This is a genomic window from Micromonospora sp. WMMD734 (assembly GCF_049178975.1).
GTDB classification, from domain to species: domain Bacteria; phylum Actinomycetota; class Actinomycetes; order Mycobacteriales; family Micromonosporaceae; genus Micromonospora; species Micromonospora wenchangensis.
This window is the reverse complement of the sequence record NZ_JBMHMK010000001.1, coordinates 1433924-1450653: the sequence shown is the minus strand read 5'-3', so window position 1 is coordinate 1450653 and position 16730 is coordinate 1433924. Positions and strand designations below refer to the sequence as shown.

At 71.6% G+C, this 16730-nt stretch carries 12 protein-coding genes; 7 read left to right on the top strand and 5 right to left on the bottom strand.

Going from position 1 to position 16730, the window contains the following annotated elements; genetic code table 11:
• Positions 1-418: 418 nt before the first annotated feature.
• Positions 419-1747 (top strand): hypothetical protein, encoded by a 1329-nt coding sequence (locus tag ACN267_RS05930; RefSeq protein ID WP_281896671.1) that lies wholly within the window; start codon positions 419-421, stop codon positions 1745-1747.
• Between the two features lie 81 nt (positions 1748-1828).
• On the opposite strand, the gene ACN267_RS05925 is transcribed toward ACN267_RS05930, so the two are convergent.
• From ACN267_RS05925 to ACN267_RS05910, 4 genes are read right to left on the bottom strand one after another with little or no spacing between them, the layout of a single operon-like run.
• Positions 1829-2977 carry a serine hydrolase domain-containing protein gene (locus tag ACN267_RS05925; RefSeq protein WP_421488139.1) on the bottom strand — a complete coding sequence of 383 codons (1149 nt, stop codon included), beginning with the start codon at positions 2975-2977 and terminating at the stop codon, positions 1829-1831.
• A gap of 2 nt (positions 2978-2979) precedes the next feature.
• Positions 2980-3804 carry a carbohydrate ABC transporter permease gene (locus tag ACN267_RS05920; RefSeq protein WP_421488138.1) on the bottom strand — a complete coding sequence of 275 codons (825 nt, stop codon included), beginning with the start codon at positions 3802-3804 and terminating at the stop codon, positions 2980-2982.
• Complete coding sequence (locus tag ACN267_RS05915; RefSeq protein ID WP_204960358.1) at positions 3801-4772, bottom strand: carbohydrate ABC transporter permease; 972 nt, start codon at positions 4770-4772, stop codon at positions 3801-3803. The genes ACN267_RS05920 and ACN267_RS05915 overlap by 4 nt, the downstream gene beginning before the upstream one ends.
• Positions 4769-6127: an ABC transporter substrate-binding protein gene (locus ACN267_RS05910; protein WP_281896666.1), complete on the bottom strand. Its 1359-nt coding sequence runs from the start codon at positions 6125-6127 to the stop codon at positions 4769-4771. Before ACN267_RS05910 ends, ACN267_RS05915 begins: the two co-directional genes overlap by 4 nt.
• Before the next feature lie 412 nt (positions 6128-6539).
• Here ACN267_RS05910 and ACN267_RS05905 point away from each other — a divergent pair, with 412 nt between their 5' ends.
• Both ACN267_RS05905 and ACN267_RS05900 read left to right on the top strand, forming a co-directional pair.
• Entirely contained in the window at positions 6540-7565 is a 1026-nt protein-coding gene (locus tag ACN267_RS05905) for a LacI family DNA-binding transcriptional regulator (protein ID WP_204960356.1), read from the top strand.
• Between the two features lie 92 nt (positions 7566-7657).
• Positions 7658-8605, top strand: coding sequence for a family 43 glycosylhydrolase (locus tag ACN267_RS05900; RefSeq protein WP_204960355.1), 948 nt, complete (start codon positions 7658-7660; stop codon positions 8603-8605).
• A gap of 172 nt (positions 8606-8777) precedes the next feature.
• On the opposite strand, the gene ACN267_RS05895 is transcribed toward ACN267_RS05900, so the two are convergent.
• Positions 8778-10343 (bottom strand): glycoside hydrolase family 27 protein, encoded by a 1566-nt coding sequence (locus ACN267_RS05895; protein WP_421490389.1) that lies wholly within the window; start codon positions 10341-10343, stop codon positions 8778-8780.
• A gap of 341 nt (positions 10344-10684) precedes the next feature.
• Here ACN267_RS05895 and ACN267_RS05890 point away from each other — a divergent pair, with 341 nt between their 5' ends.
• The 4 genes from ACN267_RS05890 (at position 10685) to ACN267_RS05875 (ending at position 16711) form a co-directional block, all read left to right on the top strand.
• A complete protein-coding gene (locus ACN267_RS05890; protein ID WP_421488137.1) occupies positions 10685-12037 on the top strand; it encodes a LacI family DNA-binding transcriptional regulator in 1353 nt (450 codons plus the stop codon).
• Between the two features lie 490 nt (positions 12038-12527).
• Positions 12528-13511, top strand: coding sequence for a LacI family DNA-binding transcriptional regulator (locus ACN267_RS05885; RefSeq protein WP_204961965.1), 984 nt, complete (start codon positions 12528-12530; stop codon positions 13509-13511).
• A gap of 248 nt (positions 13512-13759) precedes the next feature.
• On the top strand, positions 13760-15139 hold the full coding sequence (locus ACN267_RS05880) for a PHB depolymerase family esterase (protein WP_421488136.1): 1380 nt from the start codon (positions 13760-13762) through the stop codon (positions 15137-15139).
• 102 nt (positions 15140-15241) lie between these two features.
• Positions 15242-16711 carry an arabinofuranosidase catalytic domain-containing protein gene (locus ACN267_RS05875; protein WP_421488135.1) on the top strand — a complete coding sequence of 490 codons (1470 nt, stop codon included), beginning with the start codon at positions 15242-15244 and terminating at the stop codon, positions 16709-16711.
• The last annotated feature ends 19 nt before the right edge of the window (positions 16712-16730 follow it).

The window sequence follows — 16730 nt, the reverse complement described above, 5'->3', positions numbered from 1 at the left end:
CCGCCGACTGCGGGGACCACCTGTCACCTTTCGGGGTAGTGTTAGCGCTCACATCGCCGCCGTCAACAGTCCCCCGGAAATCCGGACGTCACGGTCTCGTAACGGGGCACACCGCGTGGATCACCCGTCCGCCGGGCCCGACCGACCGCCGGGGCCCTGGCCAGCGAACCGGTTCGCGGCACCCCGCACCGGAGGCCGGCCACCGGGCCGGAGCACGTCGACGCGATCGTCACGCCAGGTTTCCGGCTTGTTACGGGCTCGCCATTGACACGACGCGGGCCGACGACCATGCTCTGCTAAATCAGTTTAGCGACCGTCCTTTCTGCACAGTCGGTCGACGCCGGGCCGGACCCGACCCGGCGACCGGCGAGCCGGACCAACCGGCGTCGGGCGGCCGTGTCCCCAGGAAAGGACCCGGATGAGACTGCGCACCGGACTGATCCCGCTCGTCACCACACTCGTGCTGGTCGCCCCCGCCGGCGTCGCGTACGCCGCGCCCGACGCCGACCGCGGCGGCCGGGACGCGATCCGCAGCATCACCCCGATCACCACCGTCTACACCTACGGCCAGAAGGTCTCCGCGGTGGCCGTCGAGTACGGCGCGACGGTCAACCCCCGCACCCTGGACAACGGCACCTTCACCGTGGCCGACACGATCTACAACTTCCGCTTCAACCCCATCGAGGACCTGCCGAAGCTCGCCGACCGCACGGTCACCCGCACCTACACCAACAGTGCGCCGGCCCTGCGCCCCGACCACCGCTCGGCCCCCGGCCGGTACGTCATCGTCGAGCTGGACCCGGCCGACCCCGGCGGCTGGACGGTCATCGTCTCCAAGTGCCCGACGTTCCTCTGCTCGGTGAAGGTCAACCCCGAGCTGCCCACCCGGGTGGTGCAGCGCAAGGACGTGCACGCCCAGCCCGGCCGGGGCCTCGGCAGGGGCCCGGTGCTGGCCAGGGCGACCCCGGGTGAGTCCCGGCCGGTCACCGAGCCGCCTGTCGACCGCGAGGTCGACGCGTTCCGCTCCGGCTCGTTCGTCAGCGCCGGCACCGTGCTGCCCTACCACTACCGGCTGCCGCGCGACTACCGGCCGGGCCGCAGCTACCCGCTGATGGTCGTCCTGCCCGGTCACGGGATGGGCTGGGACGGCGACAACCTCGGCGTCCAACTCGCCGCCGACATCCCGGCGACCGCCTGGTCGCAGCCGGGCTGGACCGGCAGCCGCGAGGACGTGATCGTGCTGGCCCCGCAGCACCAGCGGGTCGGCGGCGTGGCCGAGGCCGACCTGCTGGTCAAGCTGCTCGACAGCTTCGTCGACGAGTACGCCGTGGACCGCCGCCGGGTCTACGCGACCACCGTGTCGTACGGCTCGCAGCTGCTGTGGGAGGCGTTCGCCAAGCGGCCGGACCTGTTCGCCGGCGGGCTGGTCACCGGGGGTTTCCCGGTCGACGCCGGCCAGGCCACCGCGATCGCCGCCGCCGGGGTACCGGTCTGGATCACCCACGGCGAGCACGACCACCTGCTCCCCGTCGCGGGCGCCCGCAACTCCGCGACCGCGCTGCGGCAGGCGTACGAGTCCCGGGGCAGGACCCCGGCGCAGATCGCCGACCTGGTCCGCTACACCGAGTACGCCGACTCGGCGTTCACCCTCCCGGACTACCACGCCGCGTTCGGGCCCACCTACGAGGACGGCCGCATCCTGCGCTGGCTGCTGGCCCAGCGCAAGCCGGCGCCCACCGGCCGCTGAGCCGGCGCGGCGGCCGACGGCAGCGCGCCCCGGGTGTCCCTCGTCGGGACGCCCGGGGCGCGACGCGTCGGGTCCGGCCGGTCAGTCGTCCAGGCAGGACCGCAGGGCGGCGGTCAGCCGGTTGGCGCGTTCGTCACCCATGCCCTGCATCTGGTTCACCACGTAGCCGAAGCCGACCTGGTGGGCGTCGTCGCCGAAGCCGAGGTTGCCGCCCGCGCCGTCGTGGCCGAAGCTGCGCTCGGACAGCAGCGGCCGGGCCGGCGGGGAGTGCAGCAGGAAACCGGTGCCCCAGCGCTGGCCGGTGTCCGGCGGCCCGTGCCGCTGCTGGCCCCGGGACCGTACGACGGTCGCGTCGTCGATCGACGCCGGGTCGAGCAGGGGCGGTCCCACCACCGGCGACACGCAGGCGGCGTAGAGCCGGGCCAACCCGTCGGCGGTGCTCACCGCGCCCGCGCCCGGGATGCCGGCGGCCTGGATGGCGGGGTCGTTGAAGCTGACCAGGCCGGCGTCGTCGGCGGGGAAGGCGAATGCGCCGCCCATGGTGATCCCCCGGTCGGCCACCGGGTCGACGAACGGCTCCGCCTCGGGCGGCGGGGCGATGTTCCAGGCGACCGTGTCGCGTTCGGCGGCCGGCAGCCCGAGCCAGGTGCGCAGGCCCAGCGGCGTCGCCAGGGCGTCCCGGAAGAACGCGCCGGGAAGCTGGCCGGTGATCCGGTGGATCACCTCGCCGATCAGCCAGCCGTAGGTCATCGGGTGGTAGCTGTGTGCGGTGCCCGGCTCCCACAGCGGGGCCTGGGCCTCGATCGCCGTGATCACCGGGTCCCAGGCGAGCACCTCGTCGAGGGTCAACGGGCGGTCGAGCGCGGGCAGGCCGGACTGGTGGGTGAGCAGCCAGCGCACCGGGATGTCGGCCTTGCCCTGCTGGCCGAACTCCGGCCAGTAGCGGGTGACCGGCGCGTCCAGGTCGAGCCGGCCCTGCTGCACCAGCAGGTAGGCGCAGATCGCCAGGATGCCCTTGGTGCAGGAGTAGACGACGACCGGGGTGTCGGCCGTCCAGGGCCGGCCGGTGCGCGGGTCGGCGGTCCCGCCGTACAGGTCGACGACGCGTCGGCCGCCGACGTAGACGGTGACCGCCGCGCCGACCTCCCCCCGGTCGGTGAAGTTCTCGCGGAAGACGTCGGCCACCCGCCCGTACCGTTCGTCGGCGTCGCCGTGGATCTGCGGGGCCACTGCTATCCCTTCAGAGAGCCCTGGATCAGGGCCTTGATGAACTGACGCTGGAAGATCAGGAAGACGATCAGGGTCGGGGTGAGGATCAGCAGCGAGCCGGCGCACAGCAGCACCAGGTCGGTGCCCCACTGCCCCTGGAACGCCCCGAGCGCACCCGCCATCGTCCGCTTGGCCGGGTCGTCGACCAGGACGATGGCCAGCAGGAACTGGTTCCACGTCCAGAGGAACATCAGGATGGTCAGCGACGCGATGGCCGGCCGGGCGAGCGGCACCTGGACCCGCCAGAACAGCTGCCAGGTGGTGCTGCCGTCGACCCGGGCCGCCTCGGACAGCTCGACCGGCACGTTGCTGAAGTGGGCCCGCATCCAGAACACCGCGAACGGCATGTAGAGCCCGATCAACGGCAGGATGATCGCCCAGCGGGTGTTGAGCAGGCCGAGATCCTGCATCTGGTAGTACAGCGGGGTGACCACCGCCTCGAACGGCAGGGTCAGGCCGAGCAGCAGCAGGGCGAACACGATCCGGCCGCCGGGGACCCGGAGCTGGCCCAGCCCGAAGCCGGCCATGGTGGCGATCAGCACCGAGACCGGCACCACCCCGGCCACGATGAGCAGGCTGGAGCGCAGCAGCGCGCCCATGTTCGCCACCGTGAAGGCGTCGGCGAAGTTGCTCCACTGCGGGTCCGACGGCCAGGCCAGGCCGCTGGGCACGGTGCCCCGGGGCTGCAACGCCGCGGAGAGCATGCTGACGAACGGCAGCAGGGTGACCACGACCAGGACGAGCAGGAAGACCCGGCCGGTCAGGTTCTCGCGCCGGCTCAGGTTCATGACTTGTCCCCCCGGGTCAGTCGCTGGATCGGCAGCACGCAGAGCAGCACCAGCAGCATCAGCACGACGGCCAGCGCCGAGGCGAGACCGACCTGCCGCTGCGAGAAGGCCAGCCGGTAGATCTCCAGGCCGGGCACGGTGGTCTGCAGGCCGGGGCCGCCGCTGGTCGAGATGTAGACGATGTCGAAGCTGGCCAGGGCGGCGATGATGGTCACCGTGAGGCAGACGCCGATCTCCTGGCGCAGGCTGGGCAGGGTGACGGCGAAGAACTCGCGGACCGGGCCGGCACCGTCGAGGCGGGCCGCCTCGTACAGCGCGGGGTCGATCTTGCTCATGCCGGTGACCAGCAGGATCGTGCAGAGGCCGAGCAGGACCCAGGCGCCGATCACGCCGACGGCGGGCAGTGCGGTGTCGAAGTCGCCGAGCCAGGCGCGGGCCACCCCGCCCAGGCCGACCGCACGCAGCACCTGGTTGATCAGCCCGTTCGTCGAGAGCAGCCAGCTCCACGCGATGCCCGCCGCGACCAGCGGGATGACCTGGGGCAGGAACAGCACCGTGCGGACGACGGTGCCGAACGCGCCGGTGGTGATCCGGCGGACCAGGCTGGCCACCAGCAGGCCGAGCGCGACCGGGACGAAGCTGAAGAAGACGATCAGGACCAGCGCATTTCCGATGATCTTCAACAGGTCGCTGTCGGTGAACACGGTGAGGTAGTTGTCCAGCCCGGCCCAGCGGGCCACCCCGATGCCGTTCCAGTTGTAGAACGAGTACTGGATGGTGAGCGCGAGCGGGCGCAGCACGAACACCGCGTACATCAGCACGGCGGGCAGGACGAAGAGCCAGCCCGTCCCGCCCGCGCGGGCCCACCGTTTCCGGGGGGCCCGCGCGGCGGAGGGACGGGTGGGACGGGTCGGTGTGGACACCGGCCCGCCCCGCCCGGCCGGTGCGCTGCCGAGGGCAGACGTCATCGGGACAGTTCCTTCGCGTACTCGGCCTGGACCGCCTTCACGTACCCCTCGGGGGTCTGCTGACCGGCGATCAGCTTCTGCATCTCGGGGGTGATCGCCGCGGCGAAGATGCCACCGGTGGCGTTGGCGGTGAAGTCCACCGCGCCGTTCTCCTCGCCGAGCTGCTGGGAGGCCTTGAGCGTCTCGGCGAGCACGGTGCCGGGGGCGGCGGCGGGCACGGGCAGGTCGCTCGGGCCACCGGGGCTGGAGCCGCCGATCTTGACCGCGATCTCGCGGGCGGTGGCGTTGGTGTGCGCCCAGTTCAGGAAGTACGCGGCGGCGTCGGGGTTCTTGGCCTTGGCGCCGATGCCGAAGGTGTTCGGGGCGGACATCGCCACGTGCTTGCCGCCGGCCGACTCGGTCGGGAACAGGAAGAAGCCGACGTTGCCCGGCATCGTCTTGTCGAGGTTGGCCGACTCCCAGTCACCGTTGAACATGAACAGGCCGTTGTTCTTCTGGAACTCGCCCACCATGCTCGCGTAGTCCAGCGCGTTGGCGTCCTTCGGGAAGTAGCCGGCCTGGGCCCACTTCTGGATGGTCTGGGTGGCCTTGAGCGCGGCCGGGGTGTCGAACGTCGCGCCCGGCTTCTGGAAGATCCAGTCGGCCACCTGGGCCGGGTCGCCGAACTGGTTCTGCAACGCCTGGTGCGGGAAGTTGATGCCGGCGGTGTTCTTGTTGAACTGCATGATCGGCTGCACCCCGGCGGACTTGGCCTTGGCCAGCAGCTCCTCGAACTCGGCGATGGTGGCCGGCGGCTGGGTCATCCCGACCTGCTCGGCCAGCTTCTTGTTGTAGAACACCCCGGTGACGCTGTAGCCGAGGCCCATCCCCCACAGCGACCCGGTGCCCCGGGTGGTGCCGCCGTCGCCGACCCGCAGCTGCACCAGCTGGGAGGCGGGGAACTTGTCCCAGCCGTACGCGTCGAAGTACGGGTCGAGGTTCTTGAGCAGGTCGTCCTTGACCAGGTCGACCATGGTGGGGAGCCGGATGATGTCGGGCGAGTTGTCCGAGGCCATCACCCGGGGCGCGTTCTCCACGATCACCGTGAACTGGTCCTCGCGGATGTTGAACTTCACGTTCGGGTGCTGCTTGGTGAACTCGTCGGCCAGCGCCTTGGCCAGCGGGAAGCCGGTCTCGGCGTACATCTCCAGGGTGATCGGGTCGCTGCCCAGCTCGGTGCTGACGGTGGCGTCGCCGCCGGTGCTCGGCGCGTCGTCGGCCCCGGGGGCGCTGCACGCCGTCGCGGCCAGCCCCAACGCCAGGACGGGGGCCAGGAGCGCCGTCCGGCGGGAGAACCTTGCCAGTGGTGTAGCCAATTGAGGACTCCTCGACTCTTCCGTGCGTGCCCCGGCGGCAGTGCGGGCCGGGTCGGCAGACCGTCACGGTGGGTGACCAGCCGCAACAGTACGTCGCCGTCGGCGTGCCGCCGCAGCACGCGATGTCGTTACCGATGACCATGCCGAGGGTCACCGAGGGTGCCACCCGACCTGCCAAAAGTAGCCGCTAAACTGATTTAGCAGAGCATGCGCGCGGCGACCTGAGCTGTCAAGAAGCAAACGGCAACGGTCAGGAAACATCCGGTTCACGCTCGGCCGCCCGCCCCACCGGCCGTCGCGGGTGGTGACCGACACACACCCCGGGTGACCACCGCCACCGGGCCGGGGTCGGACCACGCATCATGATGGGCGGGAGCGGCGGACGCGATGCCGCCGGCGATTCGGAGGACTGATGGGCCGCAACAGAGCAACCCTGGCCGACGTCGCGCGGCGGGCCGGGCTGTCCAAGACCGCCGCGTCGATGGTCCTCAACGGCCGGGAGGGCACCCGGCTGTCGGCCGAGGCGCACCAGCGCGTCTTCGCCGCCGCCGAGGAACTCGGCTACCGGCCCAACCTGGCGGCCCGCAGCCTGCGTACCCGCAAGACCGCCACCATCGCGTTCGTCTCCGACATCGTCGCCACCACCCGGTTCGCCGGCGGCCTCATCCGGGGCGCGCTCGACGCGGCCCGGGAGCGGGACCACGTGCTGCTCATCACCGAGACGCAGGGCGACGCCACCTTCGAGCAGTACGCCATCGAGGCGATGCTCGACCGGCAGGTCGACGGCGTGATCTACGCCGCGATGGCCACCCGCCGGCTGACCGTGCCCCCGGCCATCCTCGGCGGCCCGGTGGTGCTGCTCAACGCCACCAGCCCCGACGACCTGCCCTGTGTGCTCCCCGACGACGAGCGGGCCGGCCGTACGGTCGCCACCGCCCTGCTCGACCACGGCCACCGGGACCGGATCGCACTGATCGGCCGCAACCGGCTCAAGGAGGACGACGCCGAGGTCTCCCTCGCCGCGCGGGCCCGGCTGCGCGGCGTCCACCGGGCGCTGGAGGACGCCGGGGCCGACCTGCTGACCGAGTGCTTCTGCGCCGAGTGGCTGCCCGAGCACGGTTACGCCGCCATGCGGACGCTGCTGGGCCGGCCGACCCGGCCCACCGCGATCATCTGCATGAACGACCGGCTGGCCTTCGGCGCCTACCAGGCGCTCGCCGAGGCGGGGCTGACCGTCCCGGACGACATCTCGGTGGTCTCGTTCGACGACGACCCGATCGCCGCCTGGCTGCGGCCCGGCCTGTCCACCACGGCGCTGCCGCACGAGCAGATGGGTCGGCGGGCGGTCGAGATCCTGCTCGACGGCGGCGGGGCCACGCCGTCGCTCGTGCCCATGCCGCTGCGCCGCCGCCGCTCGCTGGCCGCCCCGGCCGGATAGCCCTCCCCCACCGCCCGTCGACCACGCCAGCGCGGGTCGTCGGAGGAGGGCCGACCTGGCCGCTAAAACGATTTAGTGCTAGCTTCCCCGGCATGCTACGTCTACCCGACCACTGGGTGTGGGACAGCTGGTACGCCCGGGACGACACCGACCGGTGGCACGCGTTCTTCCTGCGCGCCTCCCGCGCCCTGCACGACCCGCACCGCCGGCACCGCCGCGCCACGATCGGCCACGCCGTCTCCACGGACCTGCGCACCTGGCAGCTCGTCGCCGACGCGATCGTGCCGGCCGACGCGCCGAGCTGGGACGACCTCGCGACCTGGACGGGGTGCACGGTGCGCGGCCCGGACGGGCGGTGGTACCTGTTCTACACCGGGGTCGGTCGGGCCGAGGACGGGCTGGTGCAGCGGATCGGCCTGGCCGTCTCCGACGACCTGACCACCTGGCACCGGCACGGCACCGGACCGCTGGTCGAGGCCGACCCCACCTGGTACGAGCTGCTCGACCGGACGCTGTGGTACGAGCAGGCCTGGCGTGACCCGTGGGTGTTCCCCGACCCGGACGGCGACGGCTGGCACATGCTGATCACCGCCCGGGTGAACACCGGCCCGACCGAGGCCCGGGGCGTCGTCGGGCACGCCACCTCACCGGACCTGCTGCACTGGACCGTGCAGCCGCCGCTGTCGGTGCCCGCCGGGTTCGGGCACCTGGAGGTACCGCAGGTCGCCGTCGTGGACGGGCAACCGCTGCTGCTGTTCTCCACCGACGCCGCCGGCACCCGCCGCGACGGCCACCGGATCTGGGCGGTCGAGGGGCACGACGTACGCGGCCCGTGGGACGTCGCCGCGGCCCGCCCGTTCCCGCACCCGCACCTGTACGCGCCCCGGCTGGTCGCCGGCCCCACCGGCGACTGGTCCCTGATCGGGTTCCTCGACCACGTCGACGGGGAGTTCGTCGGCGCGCTGACCGACCCGATCCCGGTCCGCTACCGGGCCGCCACCGGGCTGACCCCGGTCGGCACGCCCGTCGCCACCGGCTGAGGGTTCCCGACCACCGCCCGGTCGTCCCTTCCGGGCGGACCCGACGCCCACCGCCACCTCGACGGGGGGACGTCGGAGCACCGGGCCCGGACGGTGCCCGCACCACACCGTCCGGGCCCGGCAACCACCGGTCGTCGGCCACCCGGGGTGCCGGGTGGCCGACGACGTCCGGTCAGATCCGGTTCCACCGCTGGTTGGACGCTCCGGTGCAGGTCCACAGGAGCACGGTGGTGCCGTTGGCCGTGCCGTTGTTGTTCACGTCGAGGCACAGGCCGGACTGCACGTTGCTGATCGTGCCGTTGGCGTTGAACGTCCACTGCTGGTTGGTGCCGCCGTTGCAGTCCCAGATCTGGGCCTTGGCGCCGGCGGTCGCGTTGAGCGGCGCGTCCAGGCACTTGCCGAGGGCCTGGAGGGTCTGGCCGTTGGCCGTCCAGCGCTGGTTGGCCGCCCCGTTGCAGTCCCAGATCACCGGCTGGGTGCCGTTGGCGGTGTTGCTCTGCGGCACGTCCAGGCAGCGACCCGAGGAGACGCTGGACAGCGCGTTCGCCGTGGACGGCGGCGGCGTCGTCGGCGGGGCGGTCCCACCGCCGCTGACCCGGTAGACCACCGTGCCGTGCGACGGCACGCTGGCCGAGATGGTGCCGGTGCTGGTGGTGCTGGCATTGGTCCAGGCGTCGACCAGGGTGAAGGAGGACCCGGACTTGCCGATGGCGGCGGCGGTGGTGGTGATGGTGGTGGTTGAGGTGCCTTGGTTGAACAGGGCGACGGCGACGTCGCCGTTGGTGAGTCGTTTGGCCAGCACGCGGCGGGTGCCGTCGAAGGAGATTTGGGTGGCTTGGAGGGCGAGGGGGTCTTGGCTGATGGCGATGAGGTTGGTGTTCTTGAGGATCGTCTGGGTCGCCGTGTTCATGTTTCGGAGGTCGTTGCCGGCGATGAGGGGTGAGGCGAGGATGGTCCAGAGGGCGAAGTGGGAGCGCATTTCGGTGTCGGTCATGCCGCCGCGGCCGACTTCCATCATGTCCATGTCGTTGAAGGCGCCGGGTTTGGCGCGGGCGGCGAGGGGGATGGTGACGTCGAGGATGTTTTGGATGCCCATGGGGTAGCCGTTGGTTTGGCCGCTGTTCCAGGTGTTGGTGATGTCTTCGGTGGTGCGCCACATGTTGGAGACGTCGCCCCAGTCGCGTTGGGGTCCGGTTTTGGAGTGGATGCTGTTGCTGTTGATGCTGAGGACGATGGGTCGGCCGGTGGCGGCGAGGCCGTCGCGCATTTTGGCGAAGGCGCGGGTTTGGTCGTCGATGGTGCCGGTGGGTGAGCACCAGTCGTATTTGAGGTAGTCGACGCCCCATGCGGCGAATTGGCGGGCGTCTTGGGCTTCGCGGCCTTGGCTGCCGGTGGCGCCGGGGTAGGAGTTGAAGTATTGGGCGCAGGTTTTGTCGAGGGGTGCTTGGTAGAGGCCGAATTTGAGGCCGCGGGCGTGGATGTAGTCGCCGAGGGCTTTCATGCCGGAGGGGAAGCGGGTGGGGTCGCCTTGGAGGTTGCCGGCGGAGTCGCGGTTGGGGTTCATCCAGCAGTCGTCGACGACGACGTATTGGTAGCCGGCGTCTTTCATGCCGGTGTTGACCATGGCGTCGGTCATCTGCCGGATCAGGGTTTCGTTGATGTTGCAGCCGAACGTGTTCCAGCTGTTCCAGCCCATCGGCGGCGTCCGCGCCACCCCGTTGTCCAACGCCTGCGCCATCGGGGCGCGTACGCCCACCAGGACGCCCGCCAGGAGCAGGCCGGCCGCTGCCGCCCGCCCCCAGTTCCGGGCCCGCACGAATCGCTTCACGAGGTCTCCAATCAGTGGCACCGCCCCGGCCGGAGCCTGCGCGGGACGCGGGAATCCGTCCGCTCGACCACCCGGTGTGAGCGCTAACAATGGCCCCTCATGTTACGGAAGCGTTTCGAGGTATTCAACTGCTTCCATGGATCGATCCATGGCCCACGGCTCCGCCGCCGGGACGGAGACTGCGGCGGCATCCGTGGTCATGGAGCCATCATGGAGCCATCGACGCGCCTGACATCGAATACGATGGCTCCATGCCATTTGGCTCCAGACCTGGTCGACGGGCCCGCGGTGAGATCGAGGAGCTACCCAGCGGCTCCCTGCGGGTGCGGGTGTACGCCGGCATCGATCCGGTGTCCGGGCGGCGACGCCACCTCACCGAGACGGTGCCCGCCGGACCGACCGCCGCGCGGCAGGCCGAATCCGTCCGCAGTCGACTGCTCGACACCGTACGGCGGCAACACGAGCGTCCGCCGGCACCGCCCACCCCGGCCGGCGACGCCCGGCCCGTCCCCGTCGACCCCACCCGCGACGCCCCGGTACCCGTCCCCACCACGGTGACAGGTCGGGCGACCGGGCCGCAGCGGCGCAGCCGCCGACGGGGCGAACCCACGCTGACCACCATCGCCCAGCTGGCGGACGTGTCGGCACCCACCGTGTCGAAGGTCCTCAACGGCCGCTCGGGGGTCGCGGCGGAGACCCGCGCCCGGGTGGAGGCGCTGTTGCGCGAGCACGGCTACCGCCGCCCGGAACTGGGCACCCCGCACGCCAGCATCGAGGTGGTCTTCTACGGCATGCAGAGCAACCTGGCGGTGACCATCATGCAGGGCGTGCAGCAGGTGGCCGGGGCGCACCGGTTCGCCGTCGGCTTCACCGACGCCCGCCGGCAGGTCTCGGAGGGCCGGTTCTGGGCCCGTGACCTGCTGTCCCGCCGCCCGACCGGGGTGATCGCGGTCCACCTCGGCTTCACCTCCGAACAACACGCCCTGCTCGCGGCGAGCGCGATCCCGCTGGTGGTCCTCGACCCCACCGGAGAGCCGCCGCTGCACGCCGTCCCGTCGGTGACCTCGACCAACTGGAGCGGTGGCTTCGAGGCCGCCCGGCACCTGCTCGACCTCGGCCACCGCCGGATCGGGGTGATCTCCGGACCGACCGAACGGCTCTGCGCCAAGGCCCGGCTGGACGGCGCGCGGGCGGCCCTGGAGGCGGCCGGCGTCGGACTACCCGCGCGTTGGCTGCGCCACGGCCACTGGTTCTCCTTCGAGGACGGCCTCAACCACGGCCAGGAACTGCTCCGGCAGGACCCGGCGCCGACCGCGATCGTGTGCGGCAACGACCTGCAGGCGCTCGGGGTCTACGAGGCGGCCCGGCTGGCCGGCCGACGGATTCCCCGGGACCTCAGCGTGGTGGGCTTCGACGACATCCCGTACACCATGTTCTGCGGGCCGCCGATGACCTCGGTGCGGCAGCCGTTGACCGAGATGGGCGCCGCCGCGGCCCGGATGGTGCTGACCCTGGCCGCCAACGAGCGCCTCGCCCAGACCCGGGTGGAGTTGGCGACCACGCTCGTGGTGCGGGACAGCACCGCCGTCGCGCACGGCAACTGAGCCGGCCCGGTGACGTGGGCGGATCGCAGAAACCTGTCCTTGTCGTTACCGAACGGTTTCGAGTAGCATCCGATCCGATCGATACGGCAGGTCGGCGGGGCGCGGTTTCCCCACCTGTGGCGCACCGTCGACGCGCCCCCGGCACGCCTGTCGAGGACACGCAGCACCACAGGTCGCCCGGCCCGGCGCGACGCGGGCCGGGCACCCGCGAGGACCCAGGGAGGGACCAGGCCAGCCGTCACCGCCAGTTCGCCCGCCGCCCGCGTTCCGTGATGACGAATATCACGGCACGCGGACGACACTCGGCCGCGTCACCGACCCCTCCTGGGCGACACGCCGCGTAGACTCTCGCTGATCCAGCGTTGTCCACGGCGTGTGCGCCCATGCCTCGTGTCCGTCGTCCCTGCCCGGACGCCGGGCCGGGCCGCTGCGCCGGCAACGGGCTGCGGGGCGGACCGAGAGGTGTGGGATGACTGTGCGCGCTCCAGCGATGAGAGACGTGGCCCGCCTCGCCGGAGTGTCCCACCAGACCGTGTCGCGGGTCCTCAACGGCCATCCACACGTACGGGAACAGACCCGCCTGCGGGTCCAGGCCGCGATCAGCGAACTCGGCTACCGGCCGAACCGGGCGGCCCGCACCCTGGTCACCGGGCGGTCCCAGGTGCTCGGTGTGGTGGCGCTCAACACCACACTCTACGGCCCGGCCTCCCTGCTGTCCGCGTTCGAACTCGCCGCGGCCGAGGCGGGATTCGCGGTCAGTGTGGGCAGCGTGCGCAACCTGGACCGCACCTCCATCACCGCCGTCGTCGAGCGGCACCTCGCCCACCGGGTCGCCGGGATCGTGGTGATCGCGCCGGTCGAGTCGGCCGGTGAGGCGCTGGAGTGCCTGCCCACCGACATTCCGCTGGTCACCGTGGACGGTGATCCCCGGCGACCGGTGCCGCTGGTCACCATCGACCAGGTGGAGGGGGGCCGGCTGGCCACCAGGCACCTGCTCGACGCGGGCCACCGCACGGTCTGGCACGTGTCGGGCCCGGCGGACTGGTTCGACAGTGCCGGGCGGATCGTGGGGTGGCGGGAGACCCTGCAGGCGGCAGGCGCGGAGATCCCGCCGGTGCTCCAGGCCGACTGGTCCGCCGCCTCGGGATACCGCTGCGGGCAGATGCTGGCCCGGACCCCGGAGGTGACCGCGATCTTCACGGCCAACGACGACCTCGCGCTGGGCGTGCTGCACGCGCTGCACGAACATGGCCGGCGGGTGCCGGAGCAGGTCAGCGTGGTCGGCTTCGACGACGTGCCGGACGCTGCATACTTCATCCCGCCGTTGACCACCGTCCGGCCGGACTTCGACACCGTGGCGGAGGCCAGCCTCGACCTGCTGCTCGCGCAGATCGACGCGGGCGTCGACCATCGGTTGCGGCGCACCGTCTCCCCTACCCTGATCACCCGGGACAGCGTCGCCCCACCCGGGTGACCGGTCGGCCGCGCCGCCGTCGTCACCGCCGCCACCTCCGGCCCCGACCGGGCCGACGCCGCACCGCGCCCACCAGCTATGGACAGCGGTCACTGTTAACGTTAACGTAACGACAATCGTCAATTCTCGGGAACGACCTCGGACCGCCCGGTGACCTTCCTTCCGATCCCGGGTCCGGCCGACGGCGGCGTGACGCCCGTACCGCACACCTCCGGCGCGGCGCTCCCACCCTGGAAGAAAGGCCATCGATGAAGGGCAGTCTGCGCGCAGCGCTGGCAGCCGTCGTCCTCGGTCTCGCGGCAGCCACCGTCCTGGTGACCGCACAGCCCGCGAGCGCGGCGACCCTGACCAGAGTGACGGGATTCGGCAACAATCCCACCAACCTCAACATGTACATGTACGCCCCGAACACCCTGGCGGCCCGACCGGCGCTGCTGCTCCTGGTGCACTACTGCGGCGGCTCGGCCAGCGGGATCTTCAACGGCAACGGGCACGACTACGTGACCGCCGCCGACCGCTACGGCTACCTCATCGTGGTGCCCGAGGCGACCCGCAGCGGAAACTGCTTCGACGTCTCCACCCCCGCCGCGCTCACCCGCAACGGCGGCGGCGACTCGACCGGGATCATGTCCATGGTCGCGTACGCCCGCCAGCGCTACGCCGTCGACCCGGCGCGGATCGTGGTCTCCGGTTTCTCCTCCGGCGCGATGATGACCAACGTGCTCGCCGCGCAGTACCCCGACGTCTTCTCCGCCGCGTCGGCGTTCTCCGGGGTGCCGGCCGGCTGCTTCGCCACCACCGACGGGTCACTGTGGAACAGCAGGTGCTCCGGTGGCACCGTGATCAAGACGGCGCAGCAGTGGGGCGACCAGGCCCGCGCGATGTACCCCGGGTACACCGGCCGCTATCCCCGGATGCAGCTGTGGCACGGCGTCACGGACACCACCCTGGCGTACCCCAACTTCGGTGAAGAGATCAAGCAGTGGACCAACCTGCACGGGTTGAGCACCACGCCCACCGCCACCGACCGCCCACAGTCGTCCTGGACCCGCACCCGGTACGGCGGGACGGGCCCGCAGTCCCCGGTCGAGGGGATCAGCATCGCCGGGGTGGGTCACCAACTGCCGATGGCCGGCCAGCTCGGGTACGCCATCACCTTCCTCGGCCTGGACGGCACCGCACCGACGCCCACCCCCACCGTGACCCCCACGCCGACGGCCACCCCGACGCCGACGGCCACACCCACGCCGACCCCGACCACCACGCCGACCACCACGCCGACGCCCACGCCGACGTCGTCGCCGCAGTCGGGGGCCTGCCGGGTCAGCGACACGATCAGCGCGTGGAACAACGGGCTGACCGCGAGCATCACCATCACCAACACCGCGAGCACCACGCTCACCGGCTGGTCCCTGGGGTTCACCCTGCCCGCCGGGCAGGTCATCACCGGCGGCTGGAACGCCAGCTACGCACCGAGCAGCGGCCAGGTCACCGCCACCAACGTCAGCTACAACGGCACGTTGGCCCCGGGGGCGTCGACGACGATCGGCTTCCAGGCCACCCACACCGGCAACGCCGCCGCCCCCGCGACGTTCACCCTCAACGGTGCGACCTGCGTGACCGCCTGACCCGCCACGGCCGGGTCACCCCGTCGTCGTCCCCGCGCGGCAGCGGAGGGTGACCCGGCCGCCGGGGCGTACCGCACCATCCGTCCACCACCAGGAGATCCCGTGCGAGAAAACCGATTCCTCCGCCGACGGCCGGCGCTGGTCGCCGCCACCGCCACCGCACTCCTGCTCGTCACCGCCGCCGCCACCCAGACCTCGGCCTCGGCCGCCGCCGCCGGCTGCCAGGTGAACTACACCGTCAGCTCGTCGTGGCAGGGTGGCTTCGGCGCGAACGTCACCATCACCAACCTCGGCGACCCGGTGGACGGGTGGCGGCTGACCTGGAGCTACGCCGCCGGGCAGACGATCACGCAGCTCTGGAACGGCAGTTACACCCAGGCCGGCGCCCAGGTCACCGTCACCAACGCCAGCTACAACGGCGCGATCCCCACCAACGGCAGTGCCAGCTTCGGCTTCAACGGGGCGTGGACCGGCAGCAACCCCGCCCCCACCGCGTTCAGTCTCAACGGCACCACCTGCACCGGCGGGGTGAACCCGACCACCGGACCCCCGCCGACCACGCCCCCGCCGACGACGCCGCCGCCCACCACCCCGCCACCGACCACCCCGCCGCCCGCCACCAGCCAACCGTGTGACATCTACGCCGCCGGCGGCACCGCCTGCATCGCGGCGCACAGCACCACCCGGGCGCTCTACGCTGCCTACAACGGCTCGCTCTACCAGGTGCGCCGGTCCTCGGACAACACCACCCGCAACATCGGGGTGCTGTCGCCGGGCGGGCGGGCCAACGCCGCCAGCCAGGACAGCTTCTGCGCGAACACCACCTGCGTCATCACGATGATCTTCGACCAGTCCGGGCGCGGCAACAACCTCGGTTACCAGGGTGCCGGCGGCGTCGGTGGCGCCGTGCAGCCGGCGGTCGCGAACAAGGAGTCGGTGACGGTCGGCGGGGACAAGGTCTACTCGCTCTACATCCCCGGCAAGAGCAGCTACTGGCGTGACGGGCACCTGACCGGGGTGCCGACCGGTGCCGCGCCCGAGGGCATGTACATGGTCACCAGTGGCACCCACGTCAACAGCGGCTGCTGTTTCGACTACGGCAACAGCGAGACCACCAGGCGGGCCGACGGCGCGGGTGCGATGGACGCGATCTACTTCGGCACCAGTTGCTGGTTCGGCGGCTGCTCCGGCTCCGGCCCGTGGGTGCAGGCCGACCTGGAGTACGGCCTCTACCCCGGCGGCAGCAGCTCGTGGAACTCCAACCAGCGGGCCTTCACCAGCAAGTTCGTCACCGCCACCCTGAAGAACAACGGCACCTCCCGGTTCGCCATCAAGGGCAGCAACGCCCAGTCCGGCAGCCTCTACACCCTCTACGACGGCGCGCTGCCGCGCGGGTACAGCCCGATGCGCAAGCAGGGCGCGATCATCCTGGGCAGCGGCGGGGACTGCTGCATCGACAACACCAACCAGAGCGTCGGCACCTTCTACGAGGGGGCGATGGTCGCCGGCTACCCGTCCGACGCCACCGAGAACGCGGTGCAGGCCAACATCACCGCCGCCGGCTACCGCTGACCCGATGGTCGAGGAGGTC